The sequence below is a fragment of the Methylobacterium sp. J-067 genome, from assembly GCF_022829465.1.
GTDB classification, from domain to species: domain Bacteria; phylum Pseudomonadota; class Alphaproteobacteria; order Rhizobiales; family Beijerinckiaceae; genus Methylobacterium; species Methylobacterium litchii.
Genome location: NZ_JAKSXZ010000140.1, coordinates 151717 through 164789 on the forward strand (window position 1 = coordinate 151717; position 13073 = coordinate 164789).

The 13073-nt window shown below is 70.4% G+C and carries 11 protein-coding genes and 1 riboswitch; of the genes, 7 read left to right on the plus strand and 4 right to left on the minus strand.

Annotation, left to right across the window (positions count from 1 at the left end; translation table 11 throughout):
* Positions 1-31: 31 nt before the first annotated feature.
* Together MKK52_RS21650 and MKK52_RS21655 are read right to left on the minus strand one after the other, a co-directional pair.
* Positions 32-541: an OsmC family protein gene (locus tag MKK52_RS21650; protein WP_243957545.1), complete on the minus strand. Its 510-nt coding sequence runs from the start codon at positions 539-541 to the stop codon at positions 32-34.
* A 56-nt stretch (positions 542-597) separates the two neighbouring features.
* Entirely contained in the window at positions 598-1719 is a 1122-nt protein-coding gene (locus tag MKK52_RS21655) for an aminotransferase class I/II-fold pyridoxal phosphate-dependent enzyme (protein WP_243957547.1), read from the minus strand.
* Between the two features lie 81 nt (positions 1720-1800).
* On the opposite strand from MKK52_RS21655, the gene MKK52_RS21660 reads away from it, so the two are divergent.
* From MKK52_RS21660 to MKK52_RS21675, 4 genes are all read left to right on the plus strand, one after another.
* Complete coding sequence (locus tag MKK52_RS21660; protein ID WP_243957549.1) at positions 1801-3039, plus strand: adenosylmethionine--8-amino-7-oxononanoate transaminase; 1239 nt, start codon at positions 1801-1803, stop codon at positions 3037-3039.
* Positions 3040-3158: 119 nt separating this feature from the next.
* Complete coding sequence (locus tag MKK52_RS21665; protein ID WP_243957551.1) at positions 3159-3545, plus strand: response regulator; 387 nt, start codon at positions 3159-3161, stop codon at positions 3543-3545.
* 87 nt (positions 3546-3632) lie between these two features.
* Positions 3633-4265: a MarR family winged helix-turn-helix transcriptional regulator gene (locus MKK52_RS21670; RefSeq protein WP_243957553.1), complete on the plus strand. Its 633-nt coding sequence runs from the start codon at positions 3633-3635 to the stop codon at positions 4263-4265.
* Between the two features lie 130 nt (positions 4266-4395).
* Positions 4396-6522 (plus strand): TonB-dependent receptor, encoded by a 2127-nt coding sequence (locus MKK52_RS21675; RefSeq protein WP_243957555.1) that lies wholly within the window; start codon positions 4396-4398, stop codon positions 6520-6522.
* Here MKK52_RS21675 and MKK52_RS21680 read toward each other — a convergent pair.
* Both MKK52_RS21680 and MKK52_RS21685 read right to left on the minus strand, forming a co-directional pair.
* The gene (locus tag MKK52_RS21680; RefSeq protein WP_313898767.1) at positions 6506-7882 is read right to left on the minus strand and encodes a PepSY domain-containing protein; all 1377 of its coding nucleotides are present in this window, start codon (positions 7880-7882) and stop codon (positions 6506-6508) included. The genes MKK52_RS21675 and MKK52_RS21680 overlap by 17 nt on opposite strands.
* Positions 7879-10050 carry a TonB-dependent receptor gene (locus MKK52_RS21685; RefSeq protein ID WP_243957557.1) on the minus strand — a complete coding sequence of 724 codons (2172 nt, stop codon included), beginning with the start codon at positions 10048-10050 and terminating at the stop codon, positions 7879-7881. Before MKK52_RS21685 ends, MKK52_RS21680 begins: the two co-directional genes overlap by 4 nt.
* A gap of 232 nt (positions 10051-10282) precedes the next feature.
* A riboswitch (cobalamin riboswitch) is annotated at positions 10283-10482 on the minus strand.
* A gap of 102 nt (positions 10483-10584) precedes the next feature.
* Between MKK52_RS21685 and MKK52_RS21690 the strand changes: the two genes are divergently transcribed.
* The 3 genes from MKK52_RS21690 to MKK52_RS21700 all read left to right on the plus strand — a co-directional run bounded on the left by MKK52_RS21690 (position 10585) and on the right by MKK52_RS21700 (position 13065).
* Entirely contained in the window at positions 10585-11889 is a 1305-nt protein-coding gene (locus tag MKK52_RS21690) for an RluA family pseudouridine synthase (RefSeq protein ID WP_243957559.1), read from the plus strand.
* Between the two features lie 119 nt (positions 11890-12008).
* Complete coding sequence (locus tag MKK52_RS21695; protein WP_243957561.1) at positions 12009-12401, plus strand: hypothetical protein; 393 nt, start codon at positions 12009-12011, stop codon at positions 12399-12401.
* A gap of 13 nt (positions 12402-12414) precedes the next feature.
* Positions 12415-13065 (plus strand): HAD-IA family hydrolase, encoded by a 651-nt coding sequence (locus MKK52_RS21700; RefSeq protein ID WP_243957563.1) that lies wholly within the window; start codon positions 12415-12417, stop codon positions 13063-13065.
* Positions 13066-13073 lie beyond the last annotated feature (8 nt).

The following is a 13073-nucleotide window of genomic DNA, read 5'->3' on the forward strand; positions in this document are numbered from 1 at the left end:
ATGCAGCGGCGCGGCCGTCCGCGCAACCGCTTCAGGCGGTGGTGAGCGCCACCGACAGGGCCGGCTTGTGGTTCAGGGTCTGAAACACGACGCAGTAGCGCTCGGTCAGCTTCAGGAGCTGCGCCAGCTTCTCCTCCGAGGCGTCGGTGTCGAGGATGAAGGACAGGCGGATGTCGCGGAAGCCGACAGGGGCCTCCTTGTCGACGCCGAGCGTGCCCCGGAAATCGAGATCGCCCTCGGCCGAGACGGTGCCCGCGCGCAGGGGGATTTCGAGGGCGGTGGCCACGGCCTTCACCGTCACGCCCGCGCAGGCGACGAGGGCTTCGAGCAGCATGTCGCCGGAGCAGAGTTCGGCGCCGGAGCCGCCGGTCGCCGGGTGTAGACCGGCCACGGCCAGGGCGCGGCCCGTCTCGACCTTGCAGGCGATGCTGCTGTCGTCCAGCGTGCCCTTGGCCTTCAGGGTGATGACGGCCGAATCCGGGGCGTTGCGATACTGGTCCTTGAGGGGGGCCTGGAGGCTGCGCAGGGTGGTGGCGTCCATGGGGTTCGTTTCCTCTCTCTCGTTGATGCCTCGCGTAGCGCCTCGCGAAGCCGGGCTCAACCGGCCCTGAAGCGCGCCACCGCCTCCGCGAGGGCATCGACCTGCGATTCGCTGTGCGCCGCCGAGAAGGCCACCCGTAGCCGCGCCGTGCCGGCGGGCACCGTCGGCGGGCGGATCGCCACCACGAGGAAGCCCTCCGCTTCGAGCTTCGCCGACAGGTCGAGCGCCTTCTGCGCGTCGCCGACCAGCACCGGCACCACGGCGCTCTCGGCCTCCGGCAGGCCGAGTCGGGCGGTGAAGCGGCGGGCCAGCAGGATCGGCCGGGCGCCGCGCTCCGGCTCCTCTTCGAGGATCGAAAGGGCTTCCAGCGCCGCCGCCGCCGAGGCCGGGGGCAGGCCCGTCGTGTAGACGAAGCTGCGGGCGCGGCTGGTGAGCAGGTCGATCACCGGCTGGGAGGCGCAGAGATAGCCGCCATAGGAGCCGAGCGACTTCGACAGCGTGCCCATTTCGAGGGGCGCGCGGGGCCCATCCTCGACCATGCCGAGGCCATGGGCGTCATCCACCACGGTCCAGGTGTCATGGTCCCGCCCGACGGCGAGGATGTCCTGCATCGGCGCCCGGTCGCCGTCCATGGAGAAGACGCGCTCGGTCAGGATCAGTGCCCGCCCGTGAGCGGCCCGCTGGGCGCTCAGGATCGCCGCGAGGTCGGCGACGTCGTTGTGGCGGAAGGTGAGCACCGTCGCGCCCGACAGCCGCGCCCCCGCCCACATGCAGGCATGGGAGAGTTCATCGAGGAGGACCAGATCGCCCTTGCCCGCGAGGGCCGGGGTGATGCCGAGATTGGCGAGGTAGCCGCTGCCGAAGACGAGGGCCGCGTCCTTGCCCTTATGCGCTGCAAGCCGGGCTTCGAGGGCGGCAAGCACCGCGTGGTTGCCCGTGACGAGGCGCGAGCCCCCCGCCCCGGCGCCATGCACCGCCACCGCCGCCTGCGCCGCCGCGATCACGCGCGGATGGTGCGACAGGCCGAGATAATCGTTGCACGAGAACGAGACGAGCGCCCGCCCTCCCCGCGCGGCGGCGGCCTCCGGGCCCCGCCCCGTGATCGTGAGCCGCCGACGCAGGGCGCCGGCTTCGAGCGCGGCGAGCTTGTCCTGCGCGAAGGCATCGAGGCTGTTCATGGGGGCGAGAAGCCAGCGCGGCGGGGTGGCGTCAAGGCTCCGGCGGTTGACCCCAGCGGCGGCTCTGTCCATCCCCCGCCCATGACCACGCATCTCTGGCGCCCCTACACCCAGATGAAGCACGCCGCCCCGCCGCTGGAAGCGGTGGCGACGGAGGGCACGCGCATCCGCCTCGCCGACGGGCGAGAACTGGTGGACGGCATCGCCTCGTGGTGGACGGCGGTGCACGGCTACAACCACCCGCACATTGCCGAGGCGGTGTCGCGCCAGCTCGCCGCCATGCCCCACGTGATGTTCGGCGGGCTGACCCATGCGCCGGCCGAACGGCTCGCCGCCCGCCTCGCCGCCCTGCTGCCGGGCGATCTGAACCACGTCTTCTTCAGCGATTCGGGCTCGGTGGCCGTCGAGGTCGCGCTGAAGATGGCCGCGCAATACTGGCTGAACCGGGGAATCGCCGGCCGCACCCGGGTGCTCGCGTTCCGGGGCGGCTACCACGGCGACACGATGGGGGCGATGTCGGTCTGCGACCCCGACGAAGGAATGCACCGCCGCTTCGGTGCGTACCTGCCGGAGCAGCTTTTTTGCGACCTGCCGCGCACCGCCGACCAGACAAAGGCGCTCGATGCTGTCCTGGCCCGGCACCGCGACACCCTCGCGGCGGTGATCGTGGAGCCGCTGGTGCAGGGCGCAGGCGGGATGCTGATGCACCCGCCCGAAGTGCTGGCGACCATTGCCCGCATGGCGGCGCGGCACGGACTGCCGTTGATCGCGGACGAGATCTTCACCGGGTTCGGGCGCACGGGCACCCTGTTCGCCTGCGAGCAGGCCGAGATCGTGCCCGACATCCTGTGCCTGTCGAAGGCGCTGACCGGCGGCACCATGGCGCTCGCCGCCACGGTGGCGCGCTCCGCGATCTTCGACGCCTTCTGGTCCGACGACCCGGCGGCAGCGCTCATGCATGGCCCGACCTTCATGGCGAACCCGCTCGCCTGCGCCGCCGCCAATGCCAGCCTCGACCTGTTCGAGCGGGAGCCGCGCCTTCCCCAGGCCCGCGCCATCGGTGCACGCCTCGCGGCGGGGCTTTCCGACCTACGCGGTGCGCCGGGGGTGGCGGATGTACGGGTGCTCGGCGCCATCGGCTGCGTGCAATTCGCGCAAGTGCCGGACCTCGCCGCCTTGAAGGAAAGGCTGTTGGCGCGGGGCGTCTGGGTGCGGCCGTTCGGCGACATCCTCTACCTGACGCCGGCCCTCACCATCGCCGAGGCCGATCTCGACCGGCTGATCGCGGCCGTGGTTGAGACCGTACGCGAAAATCGCTGATCTCGTGCGCGAGAGGTGCCCCGGGCCTGCAACTACGGGGCGTTTGTCCCGTTGGGAATACGGCTGGGGAGGCCGCAAACCGGCTGCGCCGGAGGGTTGGCGGCGGGGAGGAGCACGACGTGACGAGTGAGCAGACGGTAGCGGACGATCGGCCGGTGATCCTCCTCGTCGAGGATGAGGCGTTGACCATCATGGACCTCGGCGACGTGCTCGAGGAAGGCGGCTACGACACCATCCAGTGCGCCTCGGCCGAGCGCGCCCTGAGCATCCTCCAGACGCGCCCCGACATCTGCGGCCTCGTCACCGACGTGCAGCTCTCGGGCAAGACGGACGGGTTCGACCTCGCCAGCTCCGTCGCCGAGGCGCGACCGCAATTGCCGATTCTCATCGTCTCCGGACGCGCCGCGCCCGATCCCGACCGGATGCCGCAGCACGCGGAGTTCATCGCGCGGCCGTGCAGCGGCGAGGATATCCTACAGCGGCTCCGCCACCTCATGCATTGCTGAGCGGCCGAGCCGCCGCCGCTCTGTCATCCCATCGTCACCGGTTTTCCGCCAAGAGCCCAGGGGCTGGCAGAAGAACGGGAATCGAAGGTGCAGGTCTACGATCTTCCGGTGCTTGCCGCCGGGTCCGACGCAGCCTCGCTCGCGGGCGAGAAGGCCAAGCCCGACCGCGAGGCGGATACGGAAGGTGCCGTGTTCGATCCGGGTTCGAAGAAACTGCGCCCTCCGGGGTCGCGCAGCGTCGGCTGGGCGCTGGTCCAAGCGGCGCGCCTCCATAGGGCGCGGACCGGGGACCGGCTAGCCAAGATCGGCCTGTTCGCGGGCCAGGAGCAGGTGGTGCAGGTGCTCGCCGCCGCCGGCACCATGACGATGGGCGATCTCGCCGCCCTCCTCCGGGTGCGCCCGCCCACGGCCTCCAAGACCGTCACGCGCCTCGCGGCCCTGGGCATCGTCGAGCGCCGCGCCGAGGCCGGTGATGGCCGCGTGGTTCGGGTGCGCCTGACCGAGGTGGGCCTCGTCAAGGCCCAGGCCATCGAGGCGATCCAGGAAGAGGTCGAGGCGGAACTGCTCGATCATCTCGACAAGGGTGACCGCCGCCGCCTGCGCAAGCTGCTGCGCAAGGCCGCGAAGGGCCTCGCCGAAGCGGCGGGCGCGGCAGGTCAGGCGACGGAGATCGACGCCGAGATCGAGGGCGAGGACGAGGCCGACGCCCTGGCGCCGTGAGCGCCCCAAACCGGCCGGTCTGTTGCAACTGAGTAACGTTTCACCGCCATTTACGTCACGCCCCCGGAGCGGCCTTGCGGGGTGACACCATGGCGCGGCATTGAAACGTTATAACAAGTTGTGAGTCTCGATGTCGTCGCCGCGCCACTCCGTCGTGCCCGCCCTCGCCTGTGCCGCGCTCCTCGGCACCGGGCCTGCACTGGGGCAGAGCGCCGTCACCCTCGATCAGATCAGCGTCACCAGCCCGACGCCGATCCAGCCGAGCCGCGCCGCCGTCGCGGCGGACGCGAACGTCCCCATCGGAATCCTGCCGGTGGCGACGGACACGTTTTCGCCGGTCACGGTCGTCACGCAGCAGCAGATCGCGCGGGACCAGCCCCGCACCCTCGGCGACGCGCTGTTCGACCGGCCGGGCATCTCGGGCACGACCTACGCGCCCGGCGCCGCCTCTCGCCCGATCATCCGGGGCCTCGACAACGCGCGGGTGCGCATCCAGGAGAACGGCATCGTCAACGGCGGCGTGTCCGACCTCGGCGAGGACCACGCGGTGCCGGTGAACCCGCTGGTGTCCGACCGGATCGAGGTAATCCGGGGCCCGGCCACCCTGCGCTACGGATCGGGTGCCATCGGCGGCGTCGTCTCGGCTGACAACAACCGCGTGCCGACCTTCATCCCGGCGAACGGCGTGCAGGGACAGGTGACGAGCGGCTATTCGACGGTCGACAACGGCCGGCTCGGTGCCGCGACTGTCGATGCGGGCGGCGACGGCATCGCCGTGCACGCGGATGGGTTCAAGACCGCCGCCGATAATTACGCCATCCCCGGCGGCATCCAGCGCAACTCCTACAACGAATCGCAGGGCGGGGCCTTCGGCATCTCCGCCATCGGCGACCGCGGGTTCGCGGGCATCTCGTTCAGCCATTACGATGCAATCTACGCCATCCCTGGCGGCGTCGCGGAGCAGGACCGCACCCGCCTCACCCCGAACCAGGACCGCGTCCTCAGCCGGGGCGAGTACCGCCCGCTGGACGGCCCCATCGAGGTCATCCGCTATTGGGCGGGCTACTCGGTCTACAAGCACAACGAGATCGGGATCGGCGGGGACGGAATCGAGGGGATCCAGGCCACCTTCAAGAACCGCGAGGCCGAGGCACGGCTCGAATTCCAGCATGTTCCCGTCTTTACCGAAATCGGTAAGCTGACCGGCGCGCTCGGCTTCCAGTCCGACCGGCGCGTGATCAACACCGCCCTCGAAGCCTTCCTGCCGAAGACGGAATCCCGCGCCAACGCGGTGTACCTGTTCGAGGAACTGGAATTGCGGCCCGGCACACGACTTCAGGCGGCAGGTCGCTACGAGGTGGATCGTATCTCCGGCACGGCGGCGCAGTTCCCCGCCGATTACGTTCCCGTGAACGGTGAGGATCCGTTGCAATACGCGCGCACCCGGCGCTTTGCGCCGAAGAGTGTGAGCCTCGGCGCCCTGCAGGACCTGCCCTACGACTTCGTGGCGAGCCTGACCGGCTCCTATGTCGAGCGCGGCCCGAGCGGCTACGAGTTGTTCTCGCAGGGGCCGCACGACGCCACGGCGACGTTCGAGATCGGCAACCCGAACCTGAAGCGCGAGCGCGCCCGCACCATCGAAGCGAGCATCCGCCGCGCGGTCGGCCCGCTGCGCCTCGACGCGACCGGCTACTACACCCGCTACACCGGCTTCATCTACCGCAACTACACGGGGTTATTCTGCGACGACGACTTCGCCTCCTGCGGTACGGGCACCGACAATCGCCAGATCGTCTACCAGCAGCAGAACGCCACGTTCTACGGCGCCGAGATCATCGGCCAGTACGACATCCTGCCGATCGGCGACGGGTTCGCCGGTGTGGAGGCGCAGTTCGATGCCGTCCGCGCGCAGTTCGACGACGGCACCAACGTGCCGCGCATCCCGCCCTACCGCGTCGGCGGCGGTGTCTATGTGCGGGCGGATGGGTGGTTCGCGCGGGTGAACCTACTCCACGCCTTCGACCAGCGCCGCATCGCCGCTTTCGAGACGCCGACCGCCGGCTACGACGACCTGCGCGCCGAGGTGAGCTACACCGCCCCCCTCGATCCGAAGGTCTACGGCGCGACCTCCGTCACCCTCGGCCTGCAGGGGCGCAACCTCCTCGATGCGGATATCCGCAACGCGGCCTCGTTCAAGAAGGACGAGATCCTGCTGCCCGGCCGCAACGTGCGCCTGTTCCTCACCGCGCGGTTCTGACGAGCCGCCGCCAGCCGGCGACGAGGCCCGTCGCCGCGATGCCCATCGCGAGGAGGTTGAGCCCCCATTGCGCGGCTTCGCGGCCGGCGGGGCGCAGGATCAGGCCCGGCAGGTCGAGGCGGTGCGGCGCATCGAAGAGCCAGCGATTCACCCGGCCCGAGCGGTCGAGCCGGTTCAGCATCGCGCCGTCGCGGGGATCGATGTGGAGCCACGTCGCGGCGGGATCGTCATAGATCAGGCGCAGGACCGGCAGGGGCCGCGCGTCGCCGTGGGGATACCAATAGGCGTCGTAGGCCGTGATCCGTTCGGCCGAGACAAGCCTGCCGCCGGGCACGGATGCGGCGGCGGTGACGGTGGCGTCGTCCAGGCCGGCGGCGATGTTATCGCGCACCACGAACCACCGCCCGCCGATCGCCGTGAATCGCAGCGCCTTCGTCTCCGGCCCCCGCCGGAAATCGTCGGGTGACAGGCCGATGCGGCCGGGTGCGCCGGCATAGGCCACCCGGATCTCGTCCGGCACGGACAGCGAGGAGAACCAGCGGTTCGGGTTCATGGAGAGCCACCCGCTTACGATGAACCCGGCGAGCCCGATCCCCCCGACGAGGCCGAAGGCATGGTGCCAGAGGGCGAGGCCGCGATAGGGGCTGACCGCCCCGCCGCGATAACGCCGACGCAGGCGCATCCGCCAGATGCCGATGACGAGGCCGGTCAGCGCGGTGAAGCTCGCGACGCCGGAGAGCCAAAGTACCGCCTGCCGCCATGCCTCCGGCCGCGCGCGTAGCGGCGTGACGTAGACCCAATGGACCACGGCCCCGACCCAGTTCCAGCCGCGCTGCCAACGTGTGGTCACGAGGGCGATCTCGCCGGTCGGCTCGGAGACGTAAGTTTCCGTGCCCGCCGCATTACCGGAGGCCACCTTCTGGAAGGGCCGCAGGGGATCGTAGCGCGCCGTGACCGTCCACTGGTCGCGCCACACTCGCTCGACCCGTCCGCCGCCCGCGATCCGCGTGGCTTCATCCAGACCGATGGACCCGAGCCGTTCGCCCGTCTCGGCCGAGACCGTGACGCGCCCGCCATCGGGGGCGGCGAGGCGATAGACCGGGTGGTCGCCGCGCATCTCCAGCCGGACATCCGTCGCCCTCCCCAATGCGAGGGCGGCGTCGGGGCCGAGCTTCACCCTGTCCCAATCGAGGGGCGCGAGGCGGGCGAGCCGTTCCGCCTCGTCGAGGCGGGGGAACGGCACGTAGAGCATCACCAGCCCCGAGCCGATCCACAGGGCGAACAGCAGGGCCGTGCCGATCCCGAGCCAGCGATGGCCCAGGATCAGCCAGCGCTTGCCCCGCTTGCCGACGGCCCTCACCAGCTCACCGTGTAGGCGACCTCGACGGAGCGCGGGCGGCCGAGCAGCCAGTTAGTGCCGACGCCGTCCACGGCGTTGCCGCTGATGGCGTAGACCTTGTCGAACAGGTTGTAGACCCGCAGCGACAAACGCGAGTCCGCCGTGACCTGCCGGTCGAGGACGAGGTTCACGAGGTTGTAGCCGGGGCGCCGGGCGGTGTTGCCGAAGTCGCTGAAGACCTCGCCCACGTTCTGAAGGCCCACACGCACGGCCCAGTCGCGCGTCGGCTCCCAGGTGAGCCACAGGTTCGCCACCCGCTCCGGCACGTCGATGGGCTGCCGGCCGGCATAGGAGACGGCCGCGCCGTTCACGATCTGGTCGAAGCTGTCGTATTGCGCGTGCAGGAGGGCGAGGTTGCCGTCGAGCCGCCAGCCTGGCGTGAACCGCCAGCCCACCGCCAGCTCGACGCCCTGCGAGGATTGGCTCCCCACCTGCACGCCGACCGCCGACGAACCGGGCAGGCGCGAGATCAGGTTGTCCTTCACGATGCGGTAGCCGGCGAGCGTCCATTCGAGGGCGCCATCGAAGGCCAGCCCCTTGGCGCCGACCTCGATCTGGTCGCCGGCCGCGAGCTTGAAGCCCGCGAGCGATTGCGACAGCGTGATGAGGCTTCCGACCGGATCGGTGGCGTAGCTGTATTGCGCGTAGAGGGCGCTGTCGGGCGTCGGGTTGTAGACGAGGCCGAACCGGTAGCCGAGCGCCTGAAAGCTGCGGTCGAATTGCGCGCCGGTCTGCAGATCCTGCCGGTGCAGCGTCGGCAGGTCGAGGCGGGCGCCGGTCAGGATGGACAGCTTGTCGGTAAGGACCAGCCGATCCTCAGCGAAGAACGAGGCTTGATTCGTCTGCGTGGCATAGGCCGGGATCGCCCGGCCGTTCTGCGGAAACAGGCCGGGATCGTAGCCGACGAGGGGCACGCTCGTAGTCTGGTCGAATTGGAAGTTGTTCGTGTGCAGGAAGTCGATGTGGTTCACATCGAAGCCCACCGAGACGTCGTTCGGCCGCCCGAACAGCGCGCCCCGGAACGTGGCGTCCAGGCGATTCCCGACCTGCTCCTGATTGTGGTAGATTTCCAGGTAATTGGAGCGGTCCACGAGGCCGGTGTCCCGGTTGAACGCGTATTGCTCCACGTCCAGCCAATGCCGCCGGCTCGTGAGCCTGTAGGCCGTGTTGCGGATGGTGATGTCGGCGGTGGGAGACCATTCGGTCTTCAGCGCGGTCCAGTTGTCGGCCCAGGTGATCTTCGGGTCGCGGACGTTGTAGTTGTTGAAGCGGATCAGGTCCGGGATCCGCCCCTCGACCAGCGGGGTGCCCCAATAGCGCATCGGCTCCTGATAGCCGAGGTCGTGCGAGAGGGTGATGGCGAGGTCGGGGCTCGGCCGGAACAGCAAAGCCGCCGATACCGCGAGATTGCGGAAATCCCCCGCCTGATTGAGCCAGCCATCCGCCCGGTTGCCGCTGACGTTCAGCCGGTAGGCAAAGGTGTCGCCGTATTCGGCTTGCGCGATGCCGCCGCCCGAATCGAGCGCCAGCCGGGCGATCCCGTCCGAGCCGACCACCGCCCGCGCGGTGTTGATGGGCACGAAGGTCGGCTTCTTCGGCACGACGTTGATGATGCCGCCGATGGCGCCGTCGCCGTAGAGCACGGAGGACGGGCCGCGCAGCACCTCGATGCGCTCGACGTTCCACGTGTCGAACGGGAACGTCACCGTGCCGGCGCCGACGTAGAACCGCGTGCCGTCGTAAAGCTGCTGGATCGAGTTCGGCCCGGCGAAGCCCCGGCTCGTGAAGGCGCCGTTGCCGTTGCCGGGCGAGGCAATGGTGGTGATGCCGGTGGCGTCCTGCGTCACGGCGTCGGCGATGGTGTCCTGCCCGCGCAGGCGCGCCGTCTCGCCCGACACGATGTCGACGCTGGCCGGCGTCTCCAGCGGAGTCAGGCCGAGGCGGCTGGCGGTGCGGTCGGGCGTGCGCAGGTTCAGGCCGGTGGGCGAGGCGCGGGAGAGGCTCACCCCGCCCTCCCCTTCCACGGACAATTGGTCGAGGGTCACAGCCTCCTGCGACGAGGCGGGGGACACGATGGCGAGGGGGGCGACGAGAGCCAACAGGCGGCGTCTGGAACGGGAAACGGACATCGATGGACGGACTCCGGCGCGGCGGATGCCGGCCTCACCCCAGATGCAATGTAACAACATTACATGTCCAGTCTGACACGAAGGCTCGGGCAGAACCTTCGCGGATGGCTGGGATGCGGGCATGGCGGACGCGGGCGCGCTGCTGTGGCACGTCACCGCGAACGAGGCCTCGGCAGGGCCGCTCAGGGCGCTGCGTCGACACCCGCCAGGACACCCCGCCCGGCGCGTTTCGCGTGTGACCACGGCTGACGGCAGGTCTCCTGGCTCACGGGTCGTCGCCGTTCCACCGTCTTCCCGGGCGAACCGGCCCAGTGACGTGAATGGTGGAAAAGCTCGCCGCTTACAGTTGCGGGGGCAGCCGCGGCTTCGGGTTGCCCCTCACCGCGTTCCCTTTTGATCCCCGACAGGGGAACCGTCACGGCCACGCTAGGCGACGCACTCCCCCTGCGTCAACGCTCGCAAAGGAGCTATCCCGGGCGAAGACTTTGCCGGGTGCGCCGCGCGATGCTATGCGGCGGGCATTCCAGGAAGATCATGACCACACGACCTCCCCGCCGCGGCGGCCCTTCCGGCGGCACTGGCCGCCCCGATGGACGGCCGGGCCGCAAGCCGCCGTTCGGCGCCAACCGCGCCCGCACCGGCCCGCGCACCAGCGCCCACGATGCCGCCGAGCGCGCCGCCCGCGCCCGCGGCGACGATTCAAGCGAGCGCTCGCCGTGGATTCCGGCCGCCGCGCCGGAGCCGCGCGAGCCGCGCAAGCCCAAACCGAGGCCCGAGCCCGTGGCTCCTCCTCCCGGCCCGAGCAAGCGCGAGCAGCGGGCCGAAGCCTCGGCGACCCTCGCCTCCGGCGTGCAGACGCTGATGGTGGAGGCGGACGAGGCGGGGATGCGGATCGACCGCTTCCTCACAGCGCGGTTCCCGCAGCTACCCTTCACCCGCGTGCAGAGCATCGTCCGCAAGGGCGAGCTGCGCGTCGACGGCAAGCGCGCCAAGCCGAACGACCGGCTGGAGCCGGGGATGAGCGTGCGCGTGCCGCCGCTGCGCCTCGACCAGCCGAACGACCGCCCGCGCAGCGCCGCCCGCGATTCGGACGACGCCACCTTCCTGCGGAGCCTCATCCTGTACGAGGATGCGGAGATGATGGTGCTGAACAAGCCCTTCGGCCTCGCCGTGCAGGGGGGCTCGGGCACCGTCCGCCACGTCGATGGCCTTCTCGAATCGCTGATCGGGCCGGACGGGCAGAAGCCCCGCCTCGTCCACCGGCTCGACAAGGACACCGCCGGCTGCCTCATCATCGCGAAGACGCGGCTCGCCGCCTCGACGCTGGCCAAGAGCTTCCGCTCGCGCAACGCCCGCAAGATCTACTGGGCGCTCTGCGCCGGGGTGCCGCGCGTCAAGCAGGGCCGGGTCTCGACCTATCTCGCCAAGGACGAGCCGACCGATGCGGACGCGCGGATGCGCATCGCCAAGCACGGCGAGGAGGGCGCCACCCACGCGCTCACCTATTACGCCACGGTCGATCAGGTGGCGCAGAAGCTGTCCTGGCTGTCGTTCAAGCCGGTGACGGGACGCACGCACCAATTGCGCGCCCACGCGGCGCATATCGGCCACCCCATCGTTGGCGATCCGAAATACTTCTCGGTCGAGAACTGGGAATTGCCCGGCGGCATCCAGAACCGCCTGCACCTTCTGGCGCGGCGGATCGTGATTCCGCATCCGCGCACGGGGAAGCCCGTGGACGTGAGCGCCCCGCTGCCGCAGCACATGCAGCAGAGCTGGAACCTCCTCGGTTTCGATGCCGGCCGGTACGATCCGGTGGTGGACGCACCGGAAGATTGATCGGCCCGAGGGCTCCTGCAGGCGGCCATGCCTTGGCAACGGCGCCGCCTGCCTCATATGCTGCCTTGCTCGGCCGCGCGCCTGCCTGCCGGGATATCCGACGGTCGAGACCCTGGGACATGAAGCTCGCGACTTTGGCCTGCCTCGCCGCCCTGTGCCTGACGGCGCCCATCGCCCATGCGGCGCCGGGCGATGCCGCGCCGGCCCCGCAGAAGCCGGCGGCGTCCAAACCCGAGGCTGCGAAGGCTGAACCCGCAAAGGCGGAGGCGCCCGCCGCCCGCGCCGAGCCCCGTGCCGCCGGGGCACCCGTCGTCGGCAGTCGCGACAAGCGGCGGCGCTCCTACGCCGCCTGCAACCGGGCCTCGCACCAGCGCGGCTATCGCGGTGGCAAGCGGCGGCGCTTCCTCATCCGCTGCCGCCTCGGCTACGAGCGCACCCGCCACCAGCAGCAGCAACAGCAGCAGCAGGCGCCCGCCGCCGCGCCCGCGCCCGCACCCGTTCGCAAGCCATGAGATGGGGCTGCCGATGAGGCTCGTCGTCTTCGACGTGGACGGCACCCTCGTCGACAGCCAGCACCTGATCGTCGCCGCGCAAGGCGTCGCCTTCGCCGAGGTCGGCCTGCCCGCGCCCGAGCGGCGCATCGCCCTGTCCGTGGTCGGGCTGTCCCTGCCGCAGGCGTTCCGCCGTCTCGTGGGCGAAGACGGGCCGGTGGCCGAACTCTCCGAAGCCTACAAGCTCGCCTACAACCGCCTGCGCCTCGACCCGGATCACGAGGAGCCGCTGTTTCCCGGCATGGCCGATCTGCTCGACCGGCTCCACGCGAATCCGGGGGTGATGCTCGGCATCGCGACGGGCAAGTCGCGCCGGGGCGTGGACCGCCTGATCGAGCATTACGCCTGGGAGGGCCGCTTCGTGACGACGCAGACGGCGGACGACGCGCCCTCGAAGCCTGACCCCGCCATGCTCCATCAGGCCATGCGGGAAGCCGGCACCGGCCCCGACGGCACGGTGATGATCGGCGACACGACCTACGACATCGGCATGGCGGTGGCGGCGGGCGTCGCGCCCATCGGGGTCGCCTGGGGCTATCACGCGCCGGGCTCCCTGCTCCGCGCGGGCGCGGTGACGGTGGTGGAGAATACCGCCGCGCTGGAACCGCTGCTCGGCCTCGCCTGACCCCCCCT